Consider the following 22,190-nt stretch of genomic DNA (forward strand, 5'->3'; position numbering starts at 1 on the left):
CCGAGATATTGACCTTTGACACCCTTCAGAATTTTGCCATGATTGCTCAACAACGAAGCATAGCAAAGGGGAGGCAATGGCGGACGCTCGCACTTTCTTCAATGAAATGCTTGACGAGTCTGGCGGATCACGCCAGCCATATTCAAGGCTCGCCGAATGGCTTGAAGACAAGCCACCCAATTTCCTCACCAAGAAAGGCCGTGACGCTGAAACTATTTTCCGCCGTCTCGGAATTACCTTTGCGGTTTATGGCGCGGAAGAAGCAACCGAGCGCCTGATACCCTTCGACCCGATCCCCCGCATCATATCTGCATCGGAATGGCGGCGCCTTTCGGCCGGGATAGACCAGCGTGTTCGAGCGTTGAACGCCTTCATGCACGACATCTACCACCGCCAGGAAATCCTGCGGGCCGGTCGCATTCCCGCCGATCTCATTTTGCAGAACGAAGCCTTCCTGCCTGAGATGGCTGGCTTCACCCCGGCCAGAAAGGTCTATGCCCATATTATTGGCACCGATCTCGTCCGGGTTTCGGAGAACGAGTTCTACGTTCTGGAAGACAATACCCGCACGCCTTCCGGTGTTTCCTACATGCTGGAGAACCGGGAAACCATGATGCGGCTGTTTCCCGAACTCTTTCAGACCCACAGGGTTGCTCCGGTGGAGCAGTATCCCGAATTGTTGCGCCGAACACTCGAAAGCGTCGCGCCCGATCCGGCCAAATCGGCCCAGACAGTCGTTGTTCTCACTCCGGGCATCTACAACTCCGCATATTTCGAACACGCGTTTCTGGCCGATTCCATGGGTGTTGAACTGGTGGAAGGACGCGATCTGTTCGTGGACGCAGGCAAGGTGTTCATGCGCACCACGCGTGATCCGAAGCAGGTGGATGTGATCTACCGGCGCATCGATGACGCCTTCCTCGATCCCCTCACCTTCAATCCGGACAGCATGCTTGGCGTACCCGGCCTTTTCGATGCTTATCGTGCCGGCAACGTCACGATCTGCAATGCGCCAGGCACGGGCATTGCCGACGACAAGGCGATTTACGCTTACGTCCCGGACATCATTGAATTCTACACCGGGCAAAAGCCCATCCTGAACAATGTCCCGACCTGGAACTGCTCGCGGCCGGACGATCTTGCCTATGTTCTCGACAATCTGCAGGACATTGTGGTCAAGGAAGTTCACGGTTCGGGTGGCTACGGCATGCTGATCGGCCCGACGGCTTCGAAGCGCGAAATCGCCGACTTCCGGAAAATACTGGAAACCAATCCTTCCAATTACATCGCCCAACCGACCCTCGCGCTGTCGGCCTGCCCCACCCACGTGGCATCCGGTGTTGCACCTCGTCACGTGGACCTGCGCCCCTTCGTGCTGATCGGCGATCAGGTCAGGATCACACCGGGCGGGTTGACCCGCGTCGCACTCAAAAAAGGCTCCCTCGTCGTCAATTCCAGCCAGGGCGGCGGCACCAAGGACACCTGGGTACTTGAGGACTGAGAACTAGATGCTTGGAAGAACCGCTTCTTCACTGTTCTGGATGTCTCGTTACCACGAGCGCGCACAGAACGTGACCAAACTTCTGGAAGTCGCCTATCGCGGCGCCATCATGTCCCATACCGGACAGGAACACGGAACCCACTGGACCTTCGCCATGTCCTGTTCCGGGTGCGACAGTGACTTCAGCGAAAGATATGACGAGCTGAACCTTCGCAACGTCGTGAATTTCATGGTCTTTTCGAAAGACAATCCGGTAAGTGTTCGCAACAGCCTTGAATTGGCGCGTAACAACGCCAGGGCTGTGCGAACCGGAATTACCGCGGAACTCTGGGAGGCCATCAACACCACCTGGATCGACTTTGCTGATGTCAATCCGCAGACAATCACCCAGGAAAAGCTGCCGGATTTTCTCGCCTGGACAAACCAGCGTTCACACCTGTTTCGCGGAGCGTTGTTGAACACCATCCTGCGCGATGACGGGTACTTCTTCAGTCAGATGGGCAATTTTGTCGAACGTGCGGATAACACTGTCCGGATCCTGAACACGCAATACTATTCGCTACTGCCGGACAACGACATTGTCGATGATGGCTCGATGGAGCGTTATCAGTGGTCGGCAATCCTGAGGGCGCTCTCAGGCAGAAGAAGCTACAGGTTCGCTTATCCCAACGCGCGCCTCAAGCCGTTCAACATTGCGGAGTTCCTGATCCTTCGAAGGGAAATGCCGCGTTCGCTGGCCCATTGCTACCATTGGCTTTCCGACACCGCCGAAGACCTGGGTCAATTCTACGGCTCGCGAGAACCGAGCCTGGACATGGCCAAGGAGATTGCCCTTTCCCTATCTGAAAAGCAGATGCGTGAGATCTATCAGGAAGGCTTGCATGAGTTTCTGACCGACTTCATTGGAAGGAATAACCTGTTCGCGCAAAAACTGTCCGAAGACTACAATTTCGCCTGACCTACCAACCAATTCTCCGGTGACGCATGCGACTGACCGTTCGACATACCACCCGCTATCGCTACGATGTTCCCTTGGCAAACGCCATGCAGCAGCTTCGCCTGACGCCTGAGGACACTGCGTCGCAAAAAGTCGTCGAATGGTCAATCGAAGCCCCCGGCATAGAGCGGGCGACAACCTACAAGGACGCCTTCGGCAACCGGGTGCACATGGTGTCCCGCAGCGAGCCGGTGGAGGACGTTGAGATTACGGCGGCAGGCGTTGTTGACACGCAGGACACGAACGGTGTGCTGGGACACGAACCAGACGCAGGAGTGCCGCCTCGCCTCTTCACAAGAGTGACACCACTGACCCAGTCCAATCAGGCAATCCGCAAACTTGCGTCTCATGCGGAAGGGCACGATAGGATCGGTGGCTTTCACGCGCTCATGCATGCCATCAGAGAAAAGGTCGAATACAAAATCGGTGTCAGCGAGACACACGCCTCGGCAGCTTCGGCGCTTGCTGCGGGTGAAGGTGTCTGCCAGGACCATGCGCATATCTTCATTGCAGCGGCCAGAGCCATCGGCATTCCGGCCCGCTATGTGTCCGGCTACTTGCTTCTGGAAGACGAGCAGGCTTCCGAGGCGCACCACGCCTGGGCAGAAGTGCTCATCGACGGGCTTGGCTGGACGGGGTTCGACGTTTCCAACGCAATGTGTCCGACCGAACGATACATCCGCCTGACAGCAGGTCTGGACTCCCGCTCGGCGGCCCCAATCAGAGGCATCCGCTTCGGCGGTCTGGAAGAAAATCTGGAAGTTGAAGTCGACGTGGCACAAGCGGCTTTTCAACAGCAGCAATAACTGTCATTTTCCGGCGCCATGATCGGGCTCTCCGGTCGGGGAAACGTCACGCAAGATGACCAAGGGGCTTGGGGATGACCTATTGTGTCGGCATGAAGCTGAATCGCGGCCTGCTGTTTGCCGCAGACACCAGAACGAATGCCGGTGTCGACAACATATCGACCTTCAAGAAACTGCATGTGTGGGAAGAACCGAACGAGCGTGTGATCACACTGCTTTCCGCAGGCAATCTCGCCGTTACGCAAGCCGTCATTTCTTTGCTGAGCGAACACATGGCGTCTGCCGACAATGACCGGGCAACGCTGATGACCGCAAAAACCATGTTCCAGGTCGCGCGTCTCGTCGGCAGTGCGGTGCGGGAGGTCAAACAGATCGACGGAGAAGCGCTGGCCACCAGTGCGGAAAGCTTCTTTGTCACATTCATCCTGGGCGGACAGATCAAGGGCGAAGAGCCGCGCATGTTTCAGGTCTATGCCGCCGGAAACTTCATCGAAGTCTCGGAAGACACGCCTTTTCTGCAGATCGGTGAACACAAATACGGCAAGCCGATCCTGGACAGGGTTACCAAAGCCGACATGAGACTTGGAGAAGCGGCAAAGCTCGCATTGATCTCGTTTGACTCCACGCTTCGTTCCAACTTGTCTGTCGGCCTGCCCATCGACATGCTGCTTTACAACACGGATTCCTTTTCCACCGAGCGGCAGGTTCGTATTGAGCGCGACGATCCCTACTTTCAAAGACTGTCGCGCGGTTGGTCCGACAAGTTGCGTGAAGCCTTTGCGGATATAGAAGAGTTCGAGGTTTAATCGTACAAATTTGCCTGTCAGGATGCCGTCATAAACCGGCAGTAGAAGCGGACACGTCCTAATACGGAGCCATTTTCATGAGCAATGTCAGTTCAGTGTCCGAGCTTCACCCAGTAACCTGGATTCGTGAACCGGCTCAGGAACCCCTTGAAGCAAACGACGCCGCGCTCAGGGCTGTCCGTGACCTCATCAGGGACGGCAAGCGAACCCAGCTCGTTGAACTGCTCAAGCGTTGGGACCCGGTTGATGTCATGCAGCTTCTGACGAGGCTGCGTCTGAAACATGCCCGCAAACTGTTTCACTGGTTGCCTGCAAACCCTTCCATCAAAGTAGTGGCTGAACTGCGTCCGGAGTTTCGCTCCATTTTGATGGAGGATTCCACCCTCGACCAGTTCCGCGACATTCTTGCCGGCCTTGATCCGGAAGATGCAATCGAGATCCTCAACGAATTTCCGGACGACGTTGCCGACACTCTGATCGCGAGATTGCCAGACGTGGAGGATATAGCGACCCGGGCCTCATATGCCGATGACACCGCTGGACGGGTCATGGCACGGAAGTTTGTCGCGCTGCCTGAAACCTGCACTGCCGGAGATGCGGTGGCTCAGATGCGCGCCGAGGCAACCAGAATACGCAGAGTTTTCACCGTCTACGTGACGGATGCCAACGGGAAACTGACTGGCACAGTGGAAGTGGGAAGGTTGCTGCTTGCCCCGGGTGAAACAACGCTCGGAAGCATCATGAACCGCGACTTTATCGCTGTTTCGGCCGACACCGATCAGGAGGAGGTGCTCCGTCTGGCCCGAAAACGCGACATGCGGACGGTTCCCGTCATCAACAGCGACGGTGTTCTGATCGGTCGCGTCACTCCAAAACAGCTCACAAGAATTGCCTCCGAAGAAGCCAATGAGGACATGCTTCTCATGAGCGGCGTGTCAGCGGAAGCCCGGTCCGACGATACGATACTGCGTATTGTTCGTGGTCGCTTGCCCTGGCTGCTTGCCGGTCTCGTCGGGGCCAGCGTGGCAGCAACCGTCGTTGGGTCCTACGAGGATCAACTTGCCGAAGCTGCAATTCTGGCGGCTTTCATTCCAGTCATCATGTCCATGGCGGGAAACGCGGGTCTGCAGGCCTCGGCAGTCGCCGTTCAGGGCATCGCCACCGGAGCCCTTTGGTCCGGTGACATCTTGTTTCGATTGATGAAGGAACTTGTTGCTGCGCTTTTCAATGGAGCCATTGCGGGCACCATTCTGTGTGGCCTGGTGCTGATTGCATCGCTGGTGGTTCCCATTGATGCCCCTGTCCGGCTGGCACTCGCAACCTCGTTGTCGTTGCTGTGCGTCACGACACTTGCTGCAATGGTCGGTGCCACCATCCCGCTCATCCTCGACAAGATCGGCGTCGACCCGGCGATGGCGATTGGAGTTTTCATCACCTCGTCAAACGACGTTCTAGGCGTGTTGATCTTCTTCCTGATGGCCACGACGTTTTATCTGGGGTGAGAACCCCAGATTCAGCGGGTTGATCCGGAAGTCAAACAGATCGCAGATGATAGAGCGTTTTGAGCAGGTCAAAAATGCTCGTCACGCTTCCTTCAAAATCAGTACTGCCGCGTCAAATTCAGTCCGCTTGTAGGCTCTGATTTGTGCAGCTTCCGCGTCTTCACCCCAACGTTCGATGTTGAAGTCTTCCTCGACATGTGCAGCTGTCCAGACGGCGTCGGCCTCCAAATGCCCTTCCCTGAGCGCCAGTGCCAGAATTGCTGAGCCGGTCAGACTGGTGAGCGTGTGAAGGGCTGCGAGGCGAAGAGCGGTTTCATTCGCAATGCGGGCTCGATAGGCTTGCATCACGTTTTCCGGCTGCGGTTTGTGCATGATGCCTTCAATTAGAACAAACTGTCCGCCGAGCAATTCTCCAGCCCAATCCACGACAGGATCCCAAAGTCTGCGCTGTGTCTCGACAAGAGTTTCCGGGTCGTCCGCCCGGTAGCAGAGCGCATCGTTTCCTGCAAAGTTGGTGATGTCGTCGGCAACTTCTCCGAACCTTACTGTCACCGCGTCCTGTGCCGTGTTGGCAAGGCGCGTGAGCGGCATGGTGGCCGGATTGATTTCCTTCTCCTGAGCGGACCACTCACCGGCAACCGCGGCCCCAAGCGCTTCATTTGGCAACAGCAAGGTGGCTTTGCCCGGTGTCTTCACCTGCCGGCCATCCAGGTGGATTGCATAGCCGCCTTCGGCTGCAACATGTTGGGCTTCCTTGTAAAACCGCTTCGGCAGCTCGCGCTTGGAGAGTTCACGTGCGCGCTGTTCGGGATCTTTGGCCGCATCCTCATGCAATGCCTCAAGAAAATCTCGCATCACACTGTTTCCTCGTTCATTTTCAATAGATCAATCAGTGCCTGATCAAGTTCATCAAAACTGTCTATGATCTTGTCCGCGCCTTCTTCAACCAGTCGCGAATGATCGTGATATCCCCAGCTCACTCCAAGTGCGTGAGCGCCTGCAGCCTTGGCCATTGCCATATCGAACCCCGTATCACCGATCATCAGCGTTCTGTGCGGGTCGGCACCCGTTTCAGCAATGGCTCGAAGAACCATGTCCGGATGCGGTTTGGAGGGCGAGGTATCGGCAGTCTGAATTGTAACGAACCGGCCGTGAAGGTCATGCGTGTCCTGCATGTGCTTTACGCCGCGTCGGGCTTTTCCGGTCGCAACCCCGAGAAGGATGTCGTCTCTGGCATGCAACTTTTCGATTGCTTCTCTTGCACCCGGATACATCGGATCGATTTCAAGTCCCTGCTCTCGACGCGTAATTTTCGCATGCCTGTATGCCGCTGACATCTCGTCAATCTTGTCGTGGTGCTCTGGTGCAAGCAGATCGGCAAATGCCTTTTCAAGCGATAACCCGACGATGGACAACGCCGTCTTGCGGTCCGGCATCGGCAGTCCAACGGCCTCAAACCCGACCTGAAGGCCGTGGTAAATGCTGTTCTGGCTGTCAACCAGGGTTCCATCGACGTCGAATATGATCAGATACATGGAGGGCCTTTTGAAAGCATCTGCAGGGAGCCCCGCATGTGCAGGGTTTTCCCGTCGGGGTCAAGGGTTCTTCAAGCGCCAACCTTATGAGCTCGATCGAAACCATCCGATGCTCGATCAATCGTCTCTCCCTCCGTCGAAACGACAATGCCGTCACGCAAAAAACGCCCGACACATCGGTTTTTTCGCGCGTCTGGTGAAGGTGCCCGAAAATTGCCTCTTTCTGGTGATTATCGCACCACCGATTCTGAGCGCAACATTTGGTTAACCATGTTTGTAAACGGCCTGGTTACCATGAATAGCAATACTGATGCGCACGGGTGGGCACGATCGTTTGGGGCAATTTTGCCACCAGATTTTGCGGAATTTAGGAACGCGGCACGTTTTGCCGCGGGTGTCGGCTCGTTAGTGAGCCTCTGACCTAGAGTGGTTTTGCCTGAATGCTTCACAGTGAACAGAAGATCAATCAAGAGAGCCAAAAATCTTTCACGATTGATCACTGGCCGATCTATGCGATCCTTGCGGCGATTGCGATCCTCATTGCCGGGCTTGCGTTAGGAATGTTCAAATTCGTTCCCAAGCTGGTTCCAGGTCATTTCGTCGCCGAAGCTCCCAGTACTGAGACAATCGAACTTTCTTTTGTCAGGCAGGATGGCCTATCCCTCGAAGCACAGCACTTCACGTCAAATGAAGATCTGAGTGAGCGAACGAACCAGGCGCAGATTGCAGCCAGGCTTGCCGAAATCGAGCGCATGCAGGCAGACATTATTGCAAGGCAAGAAGCGAGATCTGCTTTGGCCGCGCAGCTTGCCCATCAGCAGCTTACAAGAACAATCTTGACTGCTCAGACGGACACGGGTTTGAAACTTCCTCGCACCGATGTCGCGAATTTCGCTATGGCAGAGCCTGGCTTGGGGACCGGCACCAGTGATCCAATTGCCGATGAGACAGCTCCAGCTTCCGTCACCGGGTCTGAGTCCTTAGCAAATTTCGCCGAGCTTTCACATCCAACTCCCCGAACGAAGCCAGAAGCTCCCAGAGTGACAGTAGCGGCAAAAGCTGAGGCAAAGCCGGGCAATCCGGACACGGCGCTTGGTTACGCGGCTGCCGGGAACCCGGAAGCTGAAGAAGGGAGTGTCTTCAGCGGCATCGGCAAACTGTTCAGTGGTTCAAATACCGGCCTGCCCGGGCGGCATCGGGGCATAGCAGTCTATGACATCAGCGCAGCGACTGTTCACATGCCGGATGGAACGAAACTGGAAGCGCATTCGGGTATTGGCCACCGCAAGGACAATCCCAAATATGCGCACGTGAAGAACCTCGGCCCGACCCCTCCGAACGTTTATGATCTCAGAATGCGTGAAAGCTTGTTCCACGGTGTCGAAGCCATCCGAATGACGCCGCGCGATGTTTCCGCCATGAAAGGCCGGGATGGCATGCTTGCCCACACGCCTTTGCTGCGCAGAACCAACGGTTCTCACGGCTGTGTTGCATTCAAGGACTACAAGAAATTTCTGAAGGCCTTCAAAGCCGGCAAAGTGAAAAAGATGATCGTTGTGCCGTCAATGAACGACCTGCCGACCTATATGGCAGCTCTTTAAAGGACCTGCGTAGGAAAACCATGTAGATTCACGTGCTTGCGACTTGGCCGGGAATTGGCTATGCCGCTTGCACGAACCCGATCTGTCCTGTGCGGAGCCTCCCGTGACCAAAATCATCCTGTTGCTGCTATTTCTTGTCGCCGCGATACAGGTGATCAAACCGCTTGGCTGGCCGGGTCTCAAAAAACGCTCTGATGCCTGGAAGCTGGTTGCCGGCGTCGTTTGTGTCACTTTCGTATCCGTGATCGTGAGCGCCTTGTTTCAGGGACCTTGATCAGGCCTTTCTCTACCAAAATTGAGATGGAAATCGCGACCTCAGGGGATCCCGAATGACCAATCAGGCAACGCTTTATCTTCTGTGCGGCAAGGTTGCTTCCGGCAAATCCACTTTTGCAAATGCACTGGCTGCAGAGCCAGGCGTCCTTCTTCTGCAGGAAGATTTCTGGTTGGCCGGTCTGTTTGCTGATGAGCTTGTCACGCTTGCAGATTACGTTCGCTGTTCCCGCCGGCTCAGGCAGACGATGACACCGCACATCACTGCGCTTCTTCAGCAAGGACTTTCAGTCGTCCTGGATTTCCAGGCAAACACCGTTGAAAGCAGACAATGGATGATGGAACTCATCATGGCAGCCGGATGTCAGCACCAACTTCACTACTTCGACGTTCCGGATGAAGTCTGCAAGGCCAGGCTGAACTTGCGGAACGCGTCCGGAAAGCACGAATTTTCAGTCTCGGACGATGAATTTGACCGGATCAGCCATCATTTTCAGCCACCATCAGAAGATGAAGGCTTCAACGTGCTGACCCACACAGCCGAATAGTCCTGTCTCAGCCAGCTTACCCAAACCCTACCGCTTGATCAGCGTCTCGTCCGGATCGTCTGCTTCCGGATCATAGTCACTGGCATCAAAGCCAAGCAGGTTCCAGGTCTGCTGCATATGTGGCGGCAGCGGGGCGGAAACGTCAATCATCCCGTGGCCGGACGGATGTGGAATGACGATCCGGCGTGCGAGCAGATGGAGACGGTTCTGAATACCGCCCGGCAGTTCCCAGTTTTCAATGTTGAAATACTTGTCATCCCCGATGATCGGATGACCGATATGAGCTGCGTGCGCTCTGAGCTGATGTGTCCGCCCAGTGACCGGTTTCATTGTTACCCAGGAGAGCTTTTGCGCAGATTGCTCAAACACGGAATAGAGCGAAACCGCGTGCTGGGCATCATCATCGCCCTGACGCACGACCTGCATACGCTCCTCACCTTCGCTGCGGGCAAGGAAGGTGGAGATCCGGCCCTGTTTGGGCTTGGGAACGCCTGCCAGCATCGCCCAGTAGATCTTGCGGGTGTTCCGGTGACGGAAGGCTTTGGTGAGTTCCTGTGCGGCCTGACGCGTCCGTGCGACCAGAATGATGCCTGAGGTTTCACGGTCGAGACGGTGAACCAGTCTTGGCTTGTTGCCTTTCCGGTCGGTGAACGCCTCCAGCATGCCGTCCAGATGCCGTTTCAGGCCCGAGCCGCCTTGCACTGCAAGACCTGCCGGTTTGTTGAGGACCATGACCTGATTGTCCTCAAACAGCAGCATCTCTTCGATAGCCTTGCGGTCATCGGCAATCAATTTGGTGGATTTGGGCTTGGCGTTCTTTTTATCGTTCGCCGGCAGATCGACACCCAGCGGGGGTATCCTGACCATCTGCCCTTTGGCGATGCGGGTATTGGCTTCCGCCCGCTTGCCATCCACACGCACCTGCCCGGTGCGCAGGAGCTTTTGCAGGCGACCAAAGCCGAGACCTGGATAGTGAGCCTTGAACCAACGGTCGAGGCGCATGCCCGCTTCGTCAGCGGTCACCTTTTTCTGTTCAATCGCGGACATGTTTTTCTCAAATCTGGCAGAAGACCGGTTCCGGTCTCGCTCAACCACAAGCCCCGCAAATCACGCACAGGGCAAAATTCGTTCCGGAGCGTATAGGCGCAATTGGCTTGAAAAGAAAGAAAAACCTACGAAGCGAGCTGACGCATGAACATCAAGCCGGCGAAGACGGCGAGGATCGACAACAGGACAGACGCAACCACATAAATCAGCGCCAGATGCGTGTCACCACGCTCCCAGAGAACCGAAGTGTCGAGGGAAAAGGCCGAGAAAGTGGTGAAACCACCGAGGATACCTGTTGCAATGAAATACCGGACGGTCTGTATGTGGCCGAAATCAGACTTTGCCAGCCACCCGATCAACAACCCCATGACAAGCGAACCGACAATATTGACTGTCAGAGTGCCGACCGGAAACGCGGTTCCGAACATGCGTAGCGTTGCCAGCGCTACGAGGTGCCGGGCACCTGCCCCAATTCCTCCACCCAGCATCACAAGAAGGAGATGTTTCAAAGCCTATTGCCGCCTGCTTCTGTCACCTTCATCCCGCCAGGCTTGGGTCAGCGAACAGGATAAAAAGACCAGTTTGATGTTACTTCCCAAGTGCCGTGGATTTCTCCGCAGCCCCCTTACCCATCTTTTCGAACACCTTCACCTGCTCATCATACTTCGGGTCGATTGTGCCGCAGATACGGTCCCAGAAGGAGAAGAAGTTGGCGAAGTTGTACTTGAACCGGGAATGATGCTGATCGTGAAACGTCACACAGACCATAGGTGACGGCAGGCGAGACATTGGCGAAGCATAAAATTCGAAACCCGAATGCCCGATGGTGCCGTTGAAATGATCCCAAAGCCGGTGAAGGATCAGAACTTCCACCGGAATCGGCAGAAAAATGACCGCCCATAGATAATAGCTCTGCATGACAAACGCATCTACCAGATCATCGGAGTAGGTGCTCCAGACCGTTGGCGCCACGGAACGGTGGTGTTCTGCATGGAAGCGATACAGCCATTTGGTGTGCATTAGCCTGTGTCCCCAGTAGAACCAGGTATCGAAGGCGAGGATGGACACCACGAACATCAAAATTGCAGACCACCAGGTCAGTGGCAGAGGTTCAACAAGCGTCCAGCCTTTGAGCGACAGAAAGATGCCGCCGGCAAGACAGCCAGCCGTAACGGTCAACGAATAGACGCTGGCCCGGATTTCCTTCCACATGCGTTTTTCACCGCGCCGGTGTTGCTGAATGCGCCGCTCCGGGTGGCGGTTCTGGATCTGGACAAGTACCCAGCCTGTCGCGAAATACAGGAAGACGTTGATCCCGTAGCACGCCGCGTAGATCGGTAGAAATTCAAGAAAAACGGTCAGCGCCTGATCCAGCATATCGTCTCTTACTTCCAGTTATTCGGTTGGCTGACACATGCCTGAAAACTTGTGCGGCTTATCCGGTTGCCTTGACTTTGGTTTCTTCAGAATCCGGGATTTCACCGGTTTCTTCCATGGATCGTACCAGGTCATCGTATTTCGGATGCACCGTGCCACAAACCCTGTCCCAGAACGAAAAGAAGTTACCGTAGTTATAGTGAAACTGCGAATGATGCAGATCATGAAATGTGGTGCAGATCAGTGGTGATGGAAACCGCGATGACTTCGAGGCGAAATACTCAAATCCGGAATGCCCGACCATTCCGGAGATCTGGTCGAACAGACGCAGCGCAAACACGCTCAAAGCCGGTACCGGCAGTACGAACCAGACGATGAAATAGAAGAAATGCTCGATCAGCGTATCGACCGTTGTTGAGCTGTCGTTGCTCCACACAGTTGGCGCAATGGAGCGATGATGCGGAACATGGAACTTGTAAAGCGCCGGAATGTGCAACAGCCGGTGGCCCCAATAGAACCACGCATCGAACAAGACAAAGCAGACTGCGAACATCAGCGGAAACGACCACCAGGACAGGTCAAGCGGTGTAACCAGAGTCCAGCCTTGCAACTGAGCGAAATAACCGGCTGAAAGCAGGACGGAAGAAGTTGCCAGCGCCTTCATCGAGGCACGGATCTCCTCGGCCTGCCGTTTCATGCCGTCCCGGTGTTTCTGGATGCGCCTCTCAGGATGGCGCGCATTGATCATGAGCACGGTGAAACCGGTCGCGAAATAGACCGTCACCATCGCGAGATAGGTCAGTGCAAAAACAACAAGATAGTCAATCAACACGGACATTGGCGTTTAGTCCTTCTTGCCCGCGTAAAGCTCTTCAAATCCCTCTACCCTCTCGTCATAGGTAGGGTGAATGGTACCGCACAGGCGATCCCAGAAGGAAAAGTAGTTGGCGTAGTTATAGACAAAGTACTGGTGATGCTGGTCGTGATAGAGCGTGCACAGCAAAGGCCACGGCTTGCGCGCCGTCGGGCTGGCGAAATGTTCAAAACCGCAATGACCGATTGCAGCAGAGATCTGATCGAAAATCCGATGTCCGAGAAACACCAAAGGCGGCATGGGCACCACAAACAGTACCAGCGCATAGTAGGAATGCGCAAACAGCGTATCGACGCTCGAACCGGCATCGTTCGACCAGACCGTCGGTGTGACGGTCATGTGGTGGGGTTTGTGGAACCGGTAGAACATCTTCGTGTGAAGTATCCGATGCCCCCAGTAGAACCATGTGTCGTGGAGGATGAGCGAAAGGACAAAAAAGACCGGAACCGACCACCAGGAAAGCGCTACCGGTGAAAACAATGTCCAGCCACGCATCTGGGCATAAAGCCCGATGGCAAGACAACAACTTGTAATTGAAAGCTGCACCATCGAAGACTTGATGTCACGGATGGCATCATGCGTGGGCTGGCGCTTCTGTATCCTTCGATCGGGATGACGCCTGTTCAGGGCGGTCATCGTCAACCCTGTCGCAAACAGGATCACCAGACTTGCAAGATAAAGACCGGCCGCAAGGATCAGAAAGGCGCCGATACCGTTTCCAAACATGTCTTCAAAGAATTTCATAAACTCTAAAATCCGTCTGCGAAAATCCGCGATATCAGTGCGTAGCCAAATCACGATCCTTCCGTCAAGGAAACACTTCGCAAAAACTCAAAATGTCGCGCTCAAACCTCTTCCGTGACATGCGCAAAATCCGGATAAATGGACCTGATCAGATCGTCAACCCGGTCCAGTTCCTCGGGGATCTGCGAGAGGTTCTCACGCTCTTCTTCCAAAATGGCCAGGAATATGCGTGCCCTCGCCTGATTGACCTGAGGTTGCGGCAAGGTACCCTCACCGGCTGCTGACAGGACAATGCTGACCAGCCTGTCGGCAGCGTTCAAACGCCCCCACAGATAGTCGTGCTCTCTCCATCCACGGTTGAAAAACGCTCCGAAAGCATTCAACGCCTTGCCCTTCAGGTCAAAACCTTCCGTGTAGAGGCTTGAAGCGTCCCTTGGGCTTATCCTGTCAACCAGGATTTCCGTGACCTCTGAGAAGTCGTTTCTCTGCAGCACAGGAAACGTGATCAGGTCATAGAAGCCAAAGCCGATATAGGCCCGCAACAGGGATGCATGTCGCTCCGCGTCCAGCAGATCTCGCGCCGTTTCCGCAAACAACTCATCTTGCAGCCTGTCCAGATCCGTCAGCCCCATCATGTGGGTATAGCCGTTCAAAAGCGGAACAACCTGCTCACAGGCCGTGGACGACCCGGCCTCCACCGCCTTTAAAAATTCTTCCGCCTGCTTGCGGCTTCGACCGCCATAAAAACGCTCGGTCCACCGCCAGGTCAAATGGTCTATCTGCTCGTAAAGGAGCCCCTTCATATGGTCGAGTGCACCCGTGTTGGGCGGCGGCAGTTTGGAAGAAGGTTGATAGTTGTAGAAACCGTTCAGTTTCCGGATCACAAAGCGCAGTCGCCGTATGCGATAGTCCACATCCAGCCCACGCAAGAGAGCAACAACATTCGGATCCGTGCGACCCAATACATCGGTGCTCTCTGCAGTAAGCTTGGTAAAATGCTGACTGTAGTGCCCCAGGACTGTTTCTTCGTACGTATGTGCTCCCGGCACTTCGCTGATGCGCGCGGTCAGTCCTGCAAGACGTTCTGCCAGGGCATGGAGTTTCAGCGACTGATAGTTCAGGAAAGCAAACCCTGCCTGCTCGAAGGCAGTGACGGTGGCGTCTTTTCGGCACTTGGACAGAATATCGGCAGTCACGGCCCGTCGCTTTGGCAGCAATCCGGAAACCGCCTGCTCCACCATGGGACCGGCCGCATCGATCAGCTGTGACAACCACCGACTTCGGCGATTGTTCTGTTCAAGTTCTTTCAGGTCGTCGCCAATGGGCTCGTTCCGGGGAATATGGGCGAGAGATGCAAGAATAACCCGGAAAAATCCCGGAAGTTCAATCGGCCCGCCCTTTCCTTCCATGAGTTCGACGGGTGCTGGATCGACATATATGAGCCGCCGGGCAACTTCGCGTGCAGCCGGCCGGTCCTCGATAACGTTGATGACAGGTGCAAAAGGCTTGTTCATGACGACGCTGCCGTCGACAAAGCAGTGATTGCTCATCGTTTCAGGTGTCAGACAAAGCCTTTGTGTCAGGAAGTCTTCACGGTTGTCCCAGGTCTCGCCGTGCCTTGCGAGCACTCTTTCCATCTCCGACATCGTTGCCGGTGGGAACGCCCCTGGAAAGGATGACGTTGCTCTGGCAGCAAAGACGAGCTCAGGAATATTGTCGGCGGTAAATTCACTGTCGACGAACCCTGGCGTCCGGTGCACAGCATGAAAATTCAAAATGCGCCGATGATCCCACTCTTCCACATAGGCGGGATCATCGAGAAGAATGCGCCGCTTGACACCGTTGTAGTCGGTAATCGTGACGAACAGATCGAGGGTCTGCCCGCGCGGAATGAGCGAGCCCTTCGGCTCTTCACCCTTTTCCATGTTCTTGCAGGCATCCAGCATCCAGCCGATGAACCTTTCACCCGAAAAGGGTGGTGAAAACCATCTGGCCTGCATGAACTGGCGCAGCTTTTCGCGCGTTTCGGCACTCTCGATCTGCTTGTTCAATCTTGACGAGACGAGACGGTCGAGCACCGGTGAAACAGATATCTTCAGATAACGGGACAGACCGGTCTGAGGTCGTGACAGTCGGGTGACATCCGCATTTTCAAGCCACATCCTGCTGTGGCTTTCCAGCGGCAAGTCGTGCGCGATCGCCCTGGCCAGCATGATGCCGTTGACCCCGCCTGCCGATGCGCCTGCGATGGCATCGACAACAACACGAATATCGGCGACGGACGACAACAGATCGAGCAGATCCTGAAAGGCGACCTGGACCGGCGTCAATTCCTCGATGGTCCCGCCATTGAGCGAACCGTTCGCCTTGCGATCGAGCCTGTAACTGGACGCGCGCACAAGGTTCAATATTTCGCGGCTGACACCATGCATGTAGATGGCAAGCGACACGCCGCCATAAAGGACAAGAGCAAGCCTTAGTTCAATTTCCTTCATCGATCCGCCGCCAGGTCAATTCTGACTTTCTATCATAAAGAGTATTCACAATCTTTATGTGGCGACGAATTTCAGTGTTCGAAGTCAGCGAACAGCCGAACGCGATCATACCTGTTCACATACACGGGTTGTTCGCGTGTTCGGACGGAGATTTCACCATTACCAGAGGAGACGGAGGGCTCAGCTGCGGTCTTTTCGGAGCTTGTTCCAGTATTCCAACCGCTTGCGCAAATCTCGCTCGAAGCCTCGCTCGGGCGGATCGTAGAAAGTCTTGCGTCCCATTTGCTCGGGGAAATAGTCCTGGCCGGAAAAGCCATCAGGCGCATCGTGGTCGTACTGGTAGCCGTCGCCATAGCCTTCCTGCTTCATCAGCTTCGTGGGAGCGTTCAGAATGTGCTTCGGCGGCAGAAGGGAGCCGCTGGACTTTGCCTCGCGCATGGCCGCCTTGTAGGCCACGTAAGCGCCGTTCGACTTGGGGGCGGTCGCCAGATAAATCACCGATTGCGCCAATGCGAGCTCGCCTTCGGGAGATCCGAGCATCTGATAGGCGTCCCGTGCGGCATTTGCCTGTACCAATGCGTTTGGATCCGCAAGGCCGATGTCCTCAACGGCCATGCGAATAAGCCGGCGCGCGAGATACATCGGGTCCTCGCCCCCATCCAGCATGCGGCAGAACCAGTAAAGCGCTGCATCCGGATCAGAGCCCCGAACGGATTTGTGAAGGGCTGAAATCAGATTGTAATGGCCATCCGCACTCTTGTCGTAGATGGGTGCGCGGCGTTGCACGATTTCCTGAAGTCTTTCCGCATCGAAGACTTCTTCCTCTCCTGCGGCACGCCAGACGTCTTCAGCCAAAGTCAGCGCTGAACGGCCGTCTCCATCCGCCATTCGCATCAGCACTTGCCGGGCATCCGCGTCGAGGGGAAGTTTCTTTTCCTCGGTTTCTTCTGCGCGCGCCAGGAGCTGCTCAATCGCCTGGAGAGACAGCGAATGAAAGGTCATCACATGCGAGCGCGAAAGCAAGGCGGCATTCAGTTCGAAGGACGGGTTTTCTGTGGTGGCACCTACAAGTGTGATCGTGCCGTCTTCCATGACGGGCAGAAAACTGTCCTGTTGAGCGCGATTGAAGCGATGAATCTCGTCTACAAACAGCAACGTTGCCTTGCCACCCATCCGCCTGACCCTGGCGGTCTCAAATACCTTCTTCAGTTCCGAGACGCCGGAAAAAATGGCTGAGATCTGCTCGAACGCCAAGTCTGTTTCATTGGCAAGCAAACGGGCAATCGTGGTCTTGCCCGTTCCCGGAGGTCCCCAGAAAACGAGCGACCCCAAAGTCCGGGTCTTCAACATGCGTGAAAGCGTTCCATCCTCGCCAAGAAGATGGTCCTGCCCGACGACGTCCGATAGCTGCGAAGGTCGCATCCGGTCCGCCAGGGGACGCGGACCAGATTGCGACAGACCAGATGCTTCGAATAGATCGCTCACCGCTGCCCTACCGCAATATGAGCTGGGAAACCTTGCCGTCCCGCTCGATATCAAGCCGCCAGACCCGCGGTGGCGTCTTCGTCACGGTTTCCAGCATTCTCGTGGTCTCAATCTTCTGCTCGTTGACGCCGCGGACAATGTCACCTGGACGCAGACCAACCTGATTGGCTGTACTGCCAGGGTTCACAGAGGCGATGACGACGCCCTCAAACACGCCTTCCACGCCAACCTCTTCGGCAACAGCCGGCGACAGGTTCATCACCGTCGCGCCTTCAAAAGGTGAGAACTCGCGCAGCTCACGCGTGTCACGCGGCACGGTTTCAGGTGCGGGCTTGAGCGAAATCGACAAGGATACTTCCCTGCTGCCGCGCAGAACGACAAATTCCGTCTGCTCGCCGATCATCTTGGTCGCGAACCGGTACCCGAAAGAGTTCGGGTCGGTGATCTCCTTGCCCTCGATCGCGATCACCAAGTCACTGACCCTCAGGCCTGCCTCGTGCGCCGGAGACCCGTCAAAGACAGCTGTGACCAGAACACCCTGGGGGCGTTCAAGCGACAGTGCTTCGGCAATTTCCGCGTTGACCAACTGCACCGTCGCACCGAGCCACGGCCGCTGCACTTTCCCTCCCTGGTCAGCTGCTCTGGCGACGAAACGAGCCATATGCGCCGGGATCGCAAAACCGATCCCGTTCGAGCCTCCGGACCGAGAGAAAATCGCTGTGTTGATGCCGACAAGCTTGCCTGTCATATCAACAAGCGCACCGCCCGAGTTACCGGGATTGATCGCAGCGTCAGTCTGGATGAAAAACTGAAAGTCCGTAACGCCGACCTGCGTGCGGGCAAGCGCCGAGACAATGCCTTGTGTCACCGTTTGACCAACACCGAACGGGTTGCCGATCGCAAGGACAATGTCACCGACCTCGAGACTGTCGGAATCGGCAAAGGTCACATGTTCAAACGGTCCCTCGCCACGAATTCTCAGAACGGCCAAATCCGTGCGTTCATCCATCAGCACGATGTCGGCGTCAAATTCCCGCCTGTCGCTGAGTGCCACCCGGACTTCATCCGCGCCCTTGATCACGTGATGGTTGGTAATGACTGTCCCGTCGGCTGAGATCACTACCCCCGACCCGAGGGAGGATTCAACACGCTCTCTCGGCCGGTCGAAGTTTCCGCCCGGTTGTCCGAAAAAGCGGCGAAAGAACGGATCATCGAAAAACGGTGAAACCCGCCTGCGTTGAACCACCTTGCGGCTGGCGTAAACGTTGACCACCGCCGGAGCAACCTGCTTCACGACCGGAGCGAAGGACAGTTTGATCTGCGCCTCGTTCTGCGGAACGAGTCTCAGGTCCGCAGCTGTGGGCTGCGCGCTTTGCGCAATCGCCGCACTTGTCCATATTCCAATCAGACCCGCAAGAAGTGCACGGATCAAAAAGTCTGTTTTGACAGCATGTGCCAGGCGCATAGCCGGAGCCCTCAATTTCGAATCTTTCTTGTTACTTGGCGATACATGGCAGATAGGGAGGAAAAGAGGCAAATACAAAAGCGTAAGAACGCTTCAATTCCAGGCAGAACGAGCGCTCAAGATTACTGGAATTCTGCACAACGAGCGCACAAGCTTACAGATCTCCCATCAACATGGCAGAAACTCGCACTTCGTATCCGTTTGAAAACACGACGATATGCCCTCCCTGTCTCCGGAACGCACGTCGCGAGTCTTCAGCTGCAGCACGGAAAACAGGGTACCGAACAAAAAAGAGCCACCGGAAATCCGGCGGCTCTTCACATTTGCGTAGGTCTAACCCTTAGGCGGAGCGAACCTGATCCAGGAAACTGCGAACTTCCTTGTCCAGTTGTTCCGCATCCATCGCCATATCTGCTGCTTCTTCAGAAAAGTTCTGTGCAGCCATGTTGGTATCGTTGGACAGGGCCGATACGTTGCGAATGTCTTCGGTGACCTTGGAGGTACCGCCGGCAGCTCGCTGAGTGTTTTCTGCAATGCCCTGGGTCGCATAGCTTTGCTCGGTTACGGCTGCTGCGACATCACTGACCGATTTGGTGATTTCATCAATGGTCTTCTTGATATCACCAATGGCGTCAACGGCATCGTCGGTCGCACCACGGATAGCGTCGATCTGCTGCTGAATTTCACCCGTGGCCTTACCAGTCTGGGATGCCAGATCCTTGACTTCCGAAGCAACAACGGCAAACCCCTTACCGGCCTCGCCGGCACGCGCAGCCTCGATGGTTGCGTTCAAGGCAAGTAGGTTCGTCTGATCGGCGATATCACTGATCAAGGTCACGACCTCACCGATCCGGTTTGCAGCTTCAGCCAGTGACTTGACGGTTTCATTTGTGGTTTCGGCGCGCTTGGTTGCGGCCGCTGCCACGCTTGAAGACCGTTCAATCAGGGTAGAGATCTCCTGAATGGAACTCGAAAGCTGGTCAGAGGCCGCTGCGATCGATTCAACTTCAGCCAGCGTCTCTTCAGACATGGAGGCCGCATTGACGGAGGTCTCGCCTGCAGTATCTGTCATGTCGCGCATCTTGTTTGCCGATTCGCGCAGCGATGCCGCTGAACGGGCAACCTTGTCGACAACGCTTCCGACAGTCGATTCAAAGTCACCGGCAAGGCTCGACAGCATCTCCTGACGCTGCTCTGCCTGACGGCGCGCATCGTCTGCTTCTTCAGCTGCGCGTCTTTCGTTTTCTTCAGCCGCATTCTGACGGATCTGCAAAACGGCCCGGCCAATATCGCCAATCTCGTCTCTGCGCTTTGCTGCTTTGATCTCGGCTCCAAGATCGCCTGATGCAATGGCGTTGAGCGCACTCACCAGAGTTGAAAGCGGGCGCGTGATCGATTGAGAGAAGAAGAGCGCAATGACGGCAGCGATGGCAACGGCGCCCAGGGACCAGAAGATCATCTGATCCCGCATATTGGTGACTGCAGCAAGCGTTTCATCCACGCTCTTTTCCGCGACGATCGCCCAGTTCTGGCCCTGGAAGCTCATCGGACGCGCAACCATGAGATCGGCGACACCATCATCACCAGTCACAATCGCAGCGGCTTCGGAGCCCCCTGCGGCGGCCAGAGCCGGTTCCGCGGTGCTTTTGGCAACAAGCGCTGTTGGTTCTGCGGACAGCGGCATATCGCTCAGAACAAGACCATTCTGGTCAACGACGTAAACCTGACCAGTCTGTCCAAGATCATCTCGGCTCGCCACAACGTTATTCAGGAAGGAGGAACCCAGCCGCATGACCGCAACGCCACTCAGGCTTACTTCACCAAAGGAGTTCATGTAGACCGGCGAAGCCAGGAACAGAGACCCTTCCCCACCTGCCGGGTCATAAGCCTCGAACACGCTGGAGACAATTTCGCCTTCCCCCAGTGTCATTGCCGCATCGTACACCGCCTCAATGCCGGTGCCGTCGGCGATGCTGCCCTGACCTACGCGAGACAGAAATTCATTGCCCTTCGTAACCGAATAAAGAACAAGTCCGGCTGGGTCGATCAGATAGATGTCGGCGTAGCCGCCGTTCTTCCAGACATTGTAGAGAGCCGGATGCGCCTCGGAGTGACGCCAGGCATACATTGTCTTCTGCTCCTTGCCCGTCAGCTGCGCACGTTCTTCAGCGGTTGCCGGTGCATGGAACAGGCTGAGGATCTCTCCTTTTTCCTTGGAGAGATTCATGGTGGCGTTGCCGAGATCGCTCATGGAACTTGCGACGCTCGAGGCAAGATTGACGACTTCAGCTTCCGCCGCCTTCAATTTGCTTTCCAGCAAAGCGGACCTTGCCGTGATGACCATACCTAGCTCGGCTTCAGCTGCTTTCTGCAGCCCGTCGCGGCCTGACATGTAGCCAATCACACCAACGGCTGCACACGCAGCAACGGTGATGACGATCATCAATGCAGGAATAACAATAGAAAGTCGAAATGAAGGTGTAGCCTTCTTCGAACCTGAACTCTTTTTGCCGAACACGATAAATCTCCCCAGCCCCGAATCCGTCTCCAATGGGCACGCGGGAAAAATAGGCAGAGTTCCTTAAAGCATTGATAATCAGAGGTTTCATTATCTGGCACAGGGCAACCTGCACCATGTAATGAACCTGTCCGAAAAGAAAAAAGGCGAGCCGAAGCCCGCCTTTTCAAATACTGTTGAAACAGTTCTTACGCTGCGTCTTCAGCCGCTTCTTCAGCTTCGACGCGTGCACGATCGTCAGCGCCGCGAGCTTCAGGGTCACGGTCAACCAGCTCGATGACAGCCATCGGAGCATTGTCGCCGTACCGGAAACCGGCTTTCAGAACGCGGGAATATCCGCCGTCGCGGTCCTTGTAACGCTCACCGAGCGTTTCGAACAGCTTTGCAACCATGGCTGTGTCGCGAATCTGCGAGATAGCCTGACGGCGTGCGTGCAGATCACCGCGTTTGCCCAAAGTGATGAGCTTGTCGATGATCGGCTTCATTTCTTTAGCCTTGGGCAGGGTCGTGACGATCTGTTCGTGCTTGATCAGCGACGCTGCCATGTTCGCGAACATAGCCTTGCGGTGGCTAGAGGTCCGGTTGAGCTTGCGGCCGGATTTACCGTGGCGCATGG

At 55.6% G+C, this 22,190-nt stretch carries 20 protein-coding genes; 8 read left to right on the plus strand and 12 right to left on the minus strand.

Features of this window, described 5'->3' with window-relative positions; genetic code table 11:
• Positions 1 to 76 precede the first annotated feature (76 nt).
• The 5 genes from ABLO27_RS07130 to mgtE all read left to right on the plus strand — a co-directional run bounded on the left by ABLO27_RS07130 (position 77) and on the right by mgtE (position 5,612).
• Positions 77 to 1,501: a circularly permuted type 2 ATP-grasp protein gene (locus ABLO27_RS07130; RefSeq protein WP_353031591.1), complete on the plus strand. Its 1,425-nt coding sequence runs from the start codon at positions 77 to 79 to the stop codon at positions 1,499 to 1,501.
• Between the two features lie 7 nt (positions 1,502 to 1,508).
• Positions 1,509 to 2,459 carry an alpha-E domain-containing protein gene (locus ABLO27_RS07135; protein WP_353031593.1) on the plus strand — a complete coding sequence of 317 codons (951 nt, stop codon included), beginning with the start codon at positions 1,509 to 1,511 and terminating at the stop codon, positions 2,457 to 2,459.
• Positions 2,460 to 2,485: 26 nt separating this feature from the next.
• Positions 2,486 to 3,304: a transglutaminase family protein gene (locus ABLO27_RS07140; RefSeq protein WP_353031595.1), complete on the plus strand. Its 819-nt coding sequence runs from the start codon at positions 2,486 to 2,488 to the stop codon at positions 3,302 to 3,304.
• A gap of 74 nt (positions 3,305 to 3,378) precedes the next feature.
• Positions 3,379 to 4,110, plus strand: coding sequence for a proteasome-type protease (locus tag ABLO27_RS07145; RefSeq protein WP_353031596.1), 732 nt, complete (start codon positions 3,379 to 3,381; stop codon positions 4,108 to 4,110).
• A 77-nt stretch (positions 4,111 to 4,187) separates the two neighbouring features.
• Positions 4,188 to 5,612 (plus strand): magnesium transporter, encoded by a 1,425-nt coding sequence (gene mgtE, locus ABLO27_RS07150; protein ID WP_353031598.1) that lies wholly within the window; start codon positions 4,188 to 4,190, stop codon positions 5,610 to 5,612.
• Positions 5,613 to 5,693: 81 nt separating this feature from the next.
• Here mgtE and ABLO27_RS07155 read toward each other — a convergent pair whose 3' ends face one another.
• A complete protein-coding gene (locus tag ABLO27_RS07155; protein WP_353031600.1) occupies positions 5,694 to 6,467 on the minus strand; it encodes an ATP12 family chaperone protein in 774 nt (257 codons plus the stop codon).
• The gene (locus ABLO27_RS07160) at positions 6,467 to 7,147 is read right to left on the minus strand and encodes an HAD-IA family hydrolase (RefSeq protein ID WP_353031602.1); all 681 of its coding nucleotides are present in this window, start codon (positions 7,145 to 7,147) and stop codon (positions 6,467 to 6,469) included. The genes ABLO27_RS07155 and ABLO27_RS07160 overlap by 1 nt, the downstream gene beginning before the upstream one ends.
• Positions 7,148 to 7,587: 440 nt before the next feature.
• Here ABLO27_RS07160 and ABLO27_RS07165 point away from each other — a divergent pair, with 440 nt between their 5' ends.
• The 3 genes from ABLO27_RS07165 to ABLO27_RS07175 all read left to right on the plus strand — a co-directional run bounded on the left by ABLO27_RS07165 (position 7,588) and on the right by ABLO27_RS07175 (position 9,569).
• The gene (locus ABLO27_RS07165; RefSeq protein WP_353031603.1) at positions 7,588 to 8,748 is read left to right on the plus strand and encodes a DUF2778 domain-containing protein; all 1,161 of its coding nucleotides are present in this window, start codon (positions 7,588 to 7,590) and stop codon (positions 8,746 to 8,748) included.
• A 103-nt stretch (positions 8,749 to 8,851) separates the two neighbouring features.
• Positions 8,852 to 9,022: a hypothetical protein gene (locus tag ABLO27_RS07170; RefSeq protein WP_353031604.1), complete on the plus strand. Its 171-nt coding sequence runs from the start codon at positions 8,852 to 8,854 to the stop codon at positions 9,020 to 9,022.
• A 55-nt stretch (positions 9,023 to 9,077) separates the two neighbouring features.
• On the plus strand, positions 9,078 to 9,569 hold the full coding sequence (locus tag ABLO27_RS07175) for an AAA family ATPase (RefSeq protein ID WP_353031605.1): 492 nt from the start codon (positions 9,078 to 9,080) through the stop codon (positions 9,567 to 9,569).
• Between the two features lie 27 nt (positions 9,570 to 9,596).
• Here ABLO27_RS07175 and ABLO27_RS07180 read toward each other — a convergent pair whose 3' ends face one another.
• From ABLO27_RS07180 to rplQ, 10 genes are all read right to left on the minus strand, one after another.
• A complete protein-coding gene (locus tag ABLO27_RS07180; protein WP_353031607.1) occupies positions 9,597 to 10,616 on the minus strand; it encodes an RluA family pseudouridine synthase in 1,020 nt (339 codons plus the stop codon).
• Positions 10,617 to 10,741: 125 nt separating this feature from the next.
• Positions 10,742 to 11,125, minus strand: a complete 384-nt coding sequence (crcB, locus tag ABLO27_RS07185; protein ID WP_353031608.1) for a fluoride efflux transporter CrcB — start codon at positions 11,123 to 11,125, stop codon at positions 10,742 to 10,744.
• Between the two features lie 79 nt (positions 11,126 to 11,204).
• Positions 11,205 to 11,993, minus strand: coding sequence for a sterol desaturase family protein (locus ABLO27_RS07190; protein WP_353031609.1), 789 nt, complete (start codon positions 11,991 to 11,993; stop codon positions 11,205 to 11,207).
• A gap of 58 nt (positions 11,994 to 12,051) precedes the next feature.
• Positions 12,052 to 12,831 carry a sterol desaturase family protein gene (locus ABLO27_RS07195; RefSeq protein ID WP_353031610.1) on the minus strand — a complete coding sequence of 260 codons (780 nt, stop codon included), beginning with the start codon at positions 12,829 to 12,831 and terminating at the stop codon, positions 12,052 to 12,054.
• A gap of 6 nt (positions 12,832 to 12,837) precedes the next feature.
• Positions 12,838 to 13,611, minus strand: a complete 774-nt coding sequence (locus tag ABLO27_RS07200) for a sterol desaturase family protein (RefSeq protein ID WP_353031612.1) — start codon at positions 13,609 to 13,611, stop codon at positions 12,838 to 12,840.
• A gap of 101 nt (positions 13,612 to 13,712) precedes the next feature.
• Positions 13,713 to 16,106, minus strand: coding sequence for a patatin-like protein (locus tag ABLO27_RS07205; RefSeq protein WP_353031614.1), 2,394 nt, complete (start codon positions 16,104 to 16,106; stop codon positions 13,713 to 13,715).
• 180 nt (positions 16,107 to 16,286) lie between these two features.
• Positions 16,287 to 17,591, minus strand: coding sequence for a replication-associated recombination protein A (locus tag ABLO27_RS07210; protein ID WP_353031616.1), 1,305 nt, complete (start codon positions 17,589 to 17,591; stop codon positions 16,287 to 16,289).
• A 7-nt stretch (positions 17,592 to 17,598) separates the two neighbouring features.
• Positions 17,599 to 19,056: a Do family serine endopeptidase gene (locus tag ABLO27_RS07215; protein WP_353031618.1), complete on the minus strand. Its 1,458-nt coding sequence runs from the start codon at positions 19,054 to 19,056 to the stop codon at positions 17,599 to 17,601.
• A 340-nt stretch (positions 19,057 to 19,396) separates the two neighbouring features.
• A complete protein-coding gene (locus ABLO27_RS07220) occupies positions 19,397 to 21,574 on the minus strand; it encodes a methyl-accepting chemotaxis protein (protein ID WP_353031620.1) in 2,178 nt (725 codons plus the stop codon).
• 188 nt (positions 21,575 to 21,762) lie between these two features.
• Positions 21,763 to 22,188: a 50S ribosomal protein L17 gene (gene rplQ, locus ABLO27_RS07225; protein ID WP_353031622.1), complete on the minus strand. Its 426-nt coding sequence runs from the start codon at positions 22,186 to 22,188 to the stop codon at positions 21,763 to 21,765.
• Positions 22,189 to 22,190: the final 2 nt, after the last annotated feature.

Origin of the sequence: Roseibium sp. SCP15 (assembly GCF_040329435.1) — a bacterium.
In the GTDB taxonomy this organism is placed as follows: Bacteria; Pseudomonadota; Alphaproteobacteria; order Rhizobiales; family Stappiaceae; genus Roseibium.

What these genes read in the sequence shown, in the direction of transcription:
- ABLO27_RS07130 (WP_353031591.1), top strand. Translation starts at nt 77, where the DNA reads ATGGCGGACGCTCGCACTTTCTTCAATGAAATGCTTGACGAGTCTGGC.
- ABLO27_RS07135 (WP_353031593.1), top strand. Translation starts at nt 1,509, where the DNA reads ATGCTTGGAAGAACCGCTTCTTCACTGTTCTGGATGTCTCGTTACCAC.
- ABLO27_RS07140 (WP_353031595.1), top strand. Translation starts at nt 2,486, where the DNA reads ATGCGACTGACCGTTCGACATACCACCCGCTATCGCTACGATGTTCCC.
- ABLO27_RS07145 (WP_353031596.1), top strand. Translation starts at nt 3,379, where the DNA reads ATGACCTATTGTGTCGGCATGAAGCTGAATCGCGGCCTGCTGTTTGCC.
- mgtE (WP_353031598.1), top strand. Translation starts at nt 4,188, where the DNA reads ATGAGCAATGTCAGTTCAGTGTCCGAGCTTCACCCAGTAACCTGGATT.
- ABLO27_RS07155 (WP_353031600.1), bottom strand. Translation starts at nt 6,467, where the DNA reads ATGCGAGATTTTCTTGAGGCATTGCATGAGGATGCGGCCAAAGATCCC.
- ABLO27_RS07160 (WP_353031602.1), bottom strand. Translation starts at nt 7,147, where the DNA reads ATGTATCTGATCATATTCGACGTCGATGGAACCCTGGTTGACAGCCAG.
- ABLO27_RS07165 (WP_353031603.1), top strand. Translation starts at nt 7,588, where the DNA reads ATGCTTCACAGTGAACAGAAGATCAATCAAGAGAGCCAAAAATCTTTC.
- ABLO27_RS07175 (WP_353031605.1), top strand. Translation starts at nt 9,078, where the DNA reads ATGACCAATCAGGCAACGCTTTATCTTCTGTGCGGCAAGGTTGCTTCC.
- ABLO27_RS07180 (WP_353031607.1), bottom strand. Translation starts at nt 10,616, where the DNA reads ATGTCCGCGATTGAACAGAAAAAGGTGACCGCTGACGAAGCGGGCATG.
- ABLO27_RS07190 (WP_353031609.1), bottom strand. Translation starts at nt 11,993, where the DNA reads ATGCTGGATCAGGCGCTGACCGTTTTTCTTGAATTTCTACCGATCTAC.
- ABLO27_RS07195 (WP_353031610.1), bottom strand. Translation starts at nt 12,831, where the DNA reads ATGTCCGTGTTGATTGACTATCTTGTTGTTTTTGCACTGACCTATCTC.
- ABLO27_RS07200 (WP_353031612.1), bottom strand. Translation starts at nt 13,611, where the DNA reads ATGAAATTCTTTGAAGACATGTTTGGAAACGGTATCGGCGCCTTTCTG.
- ABLO27_RS07205 (WP_353031614.1), bottom strand. Translation starts at nt 16,106, where the DNA reads ATGAAGGAAATTGAACTAAGGCTTGCTCTTGTCCTTTATGGCGGCGTG.
- ABLO27_RS07215 (WP_353031618.1), bottom strand. Translation starts at nt 19,056, where the DNA reads ATGCGCCTGGCACATGCTGTCAAAACAGACTTTTTGATCCGTGCACTT.
- rplQ (WP_353031622.1), bottom strand. Translation starts at nt 22,188, where the DNA reads ATGCGCCACGGTAAATCCGGCCGCAAGCTCAACCGGACCTCTAGCCAC.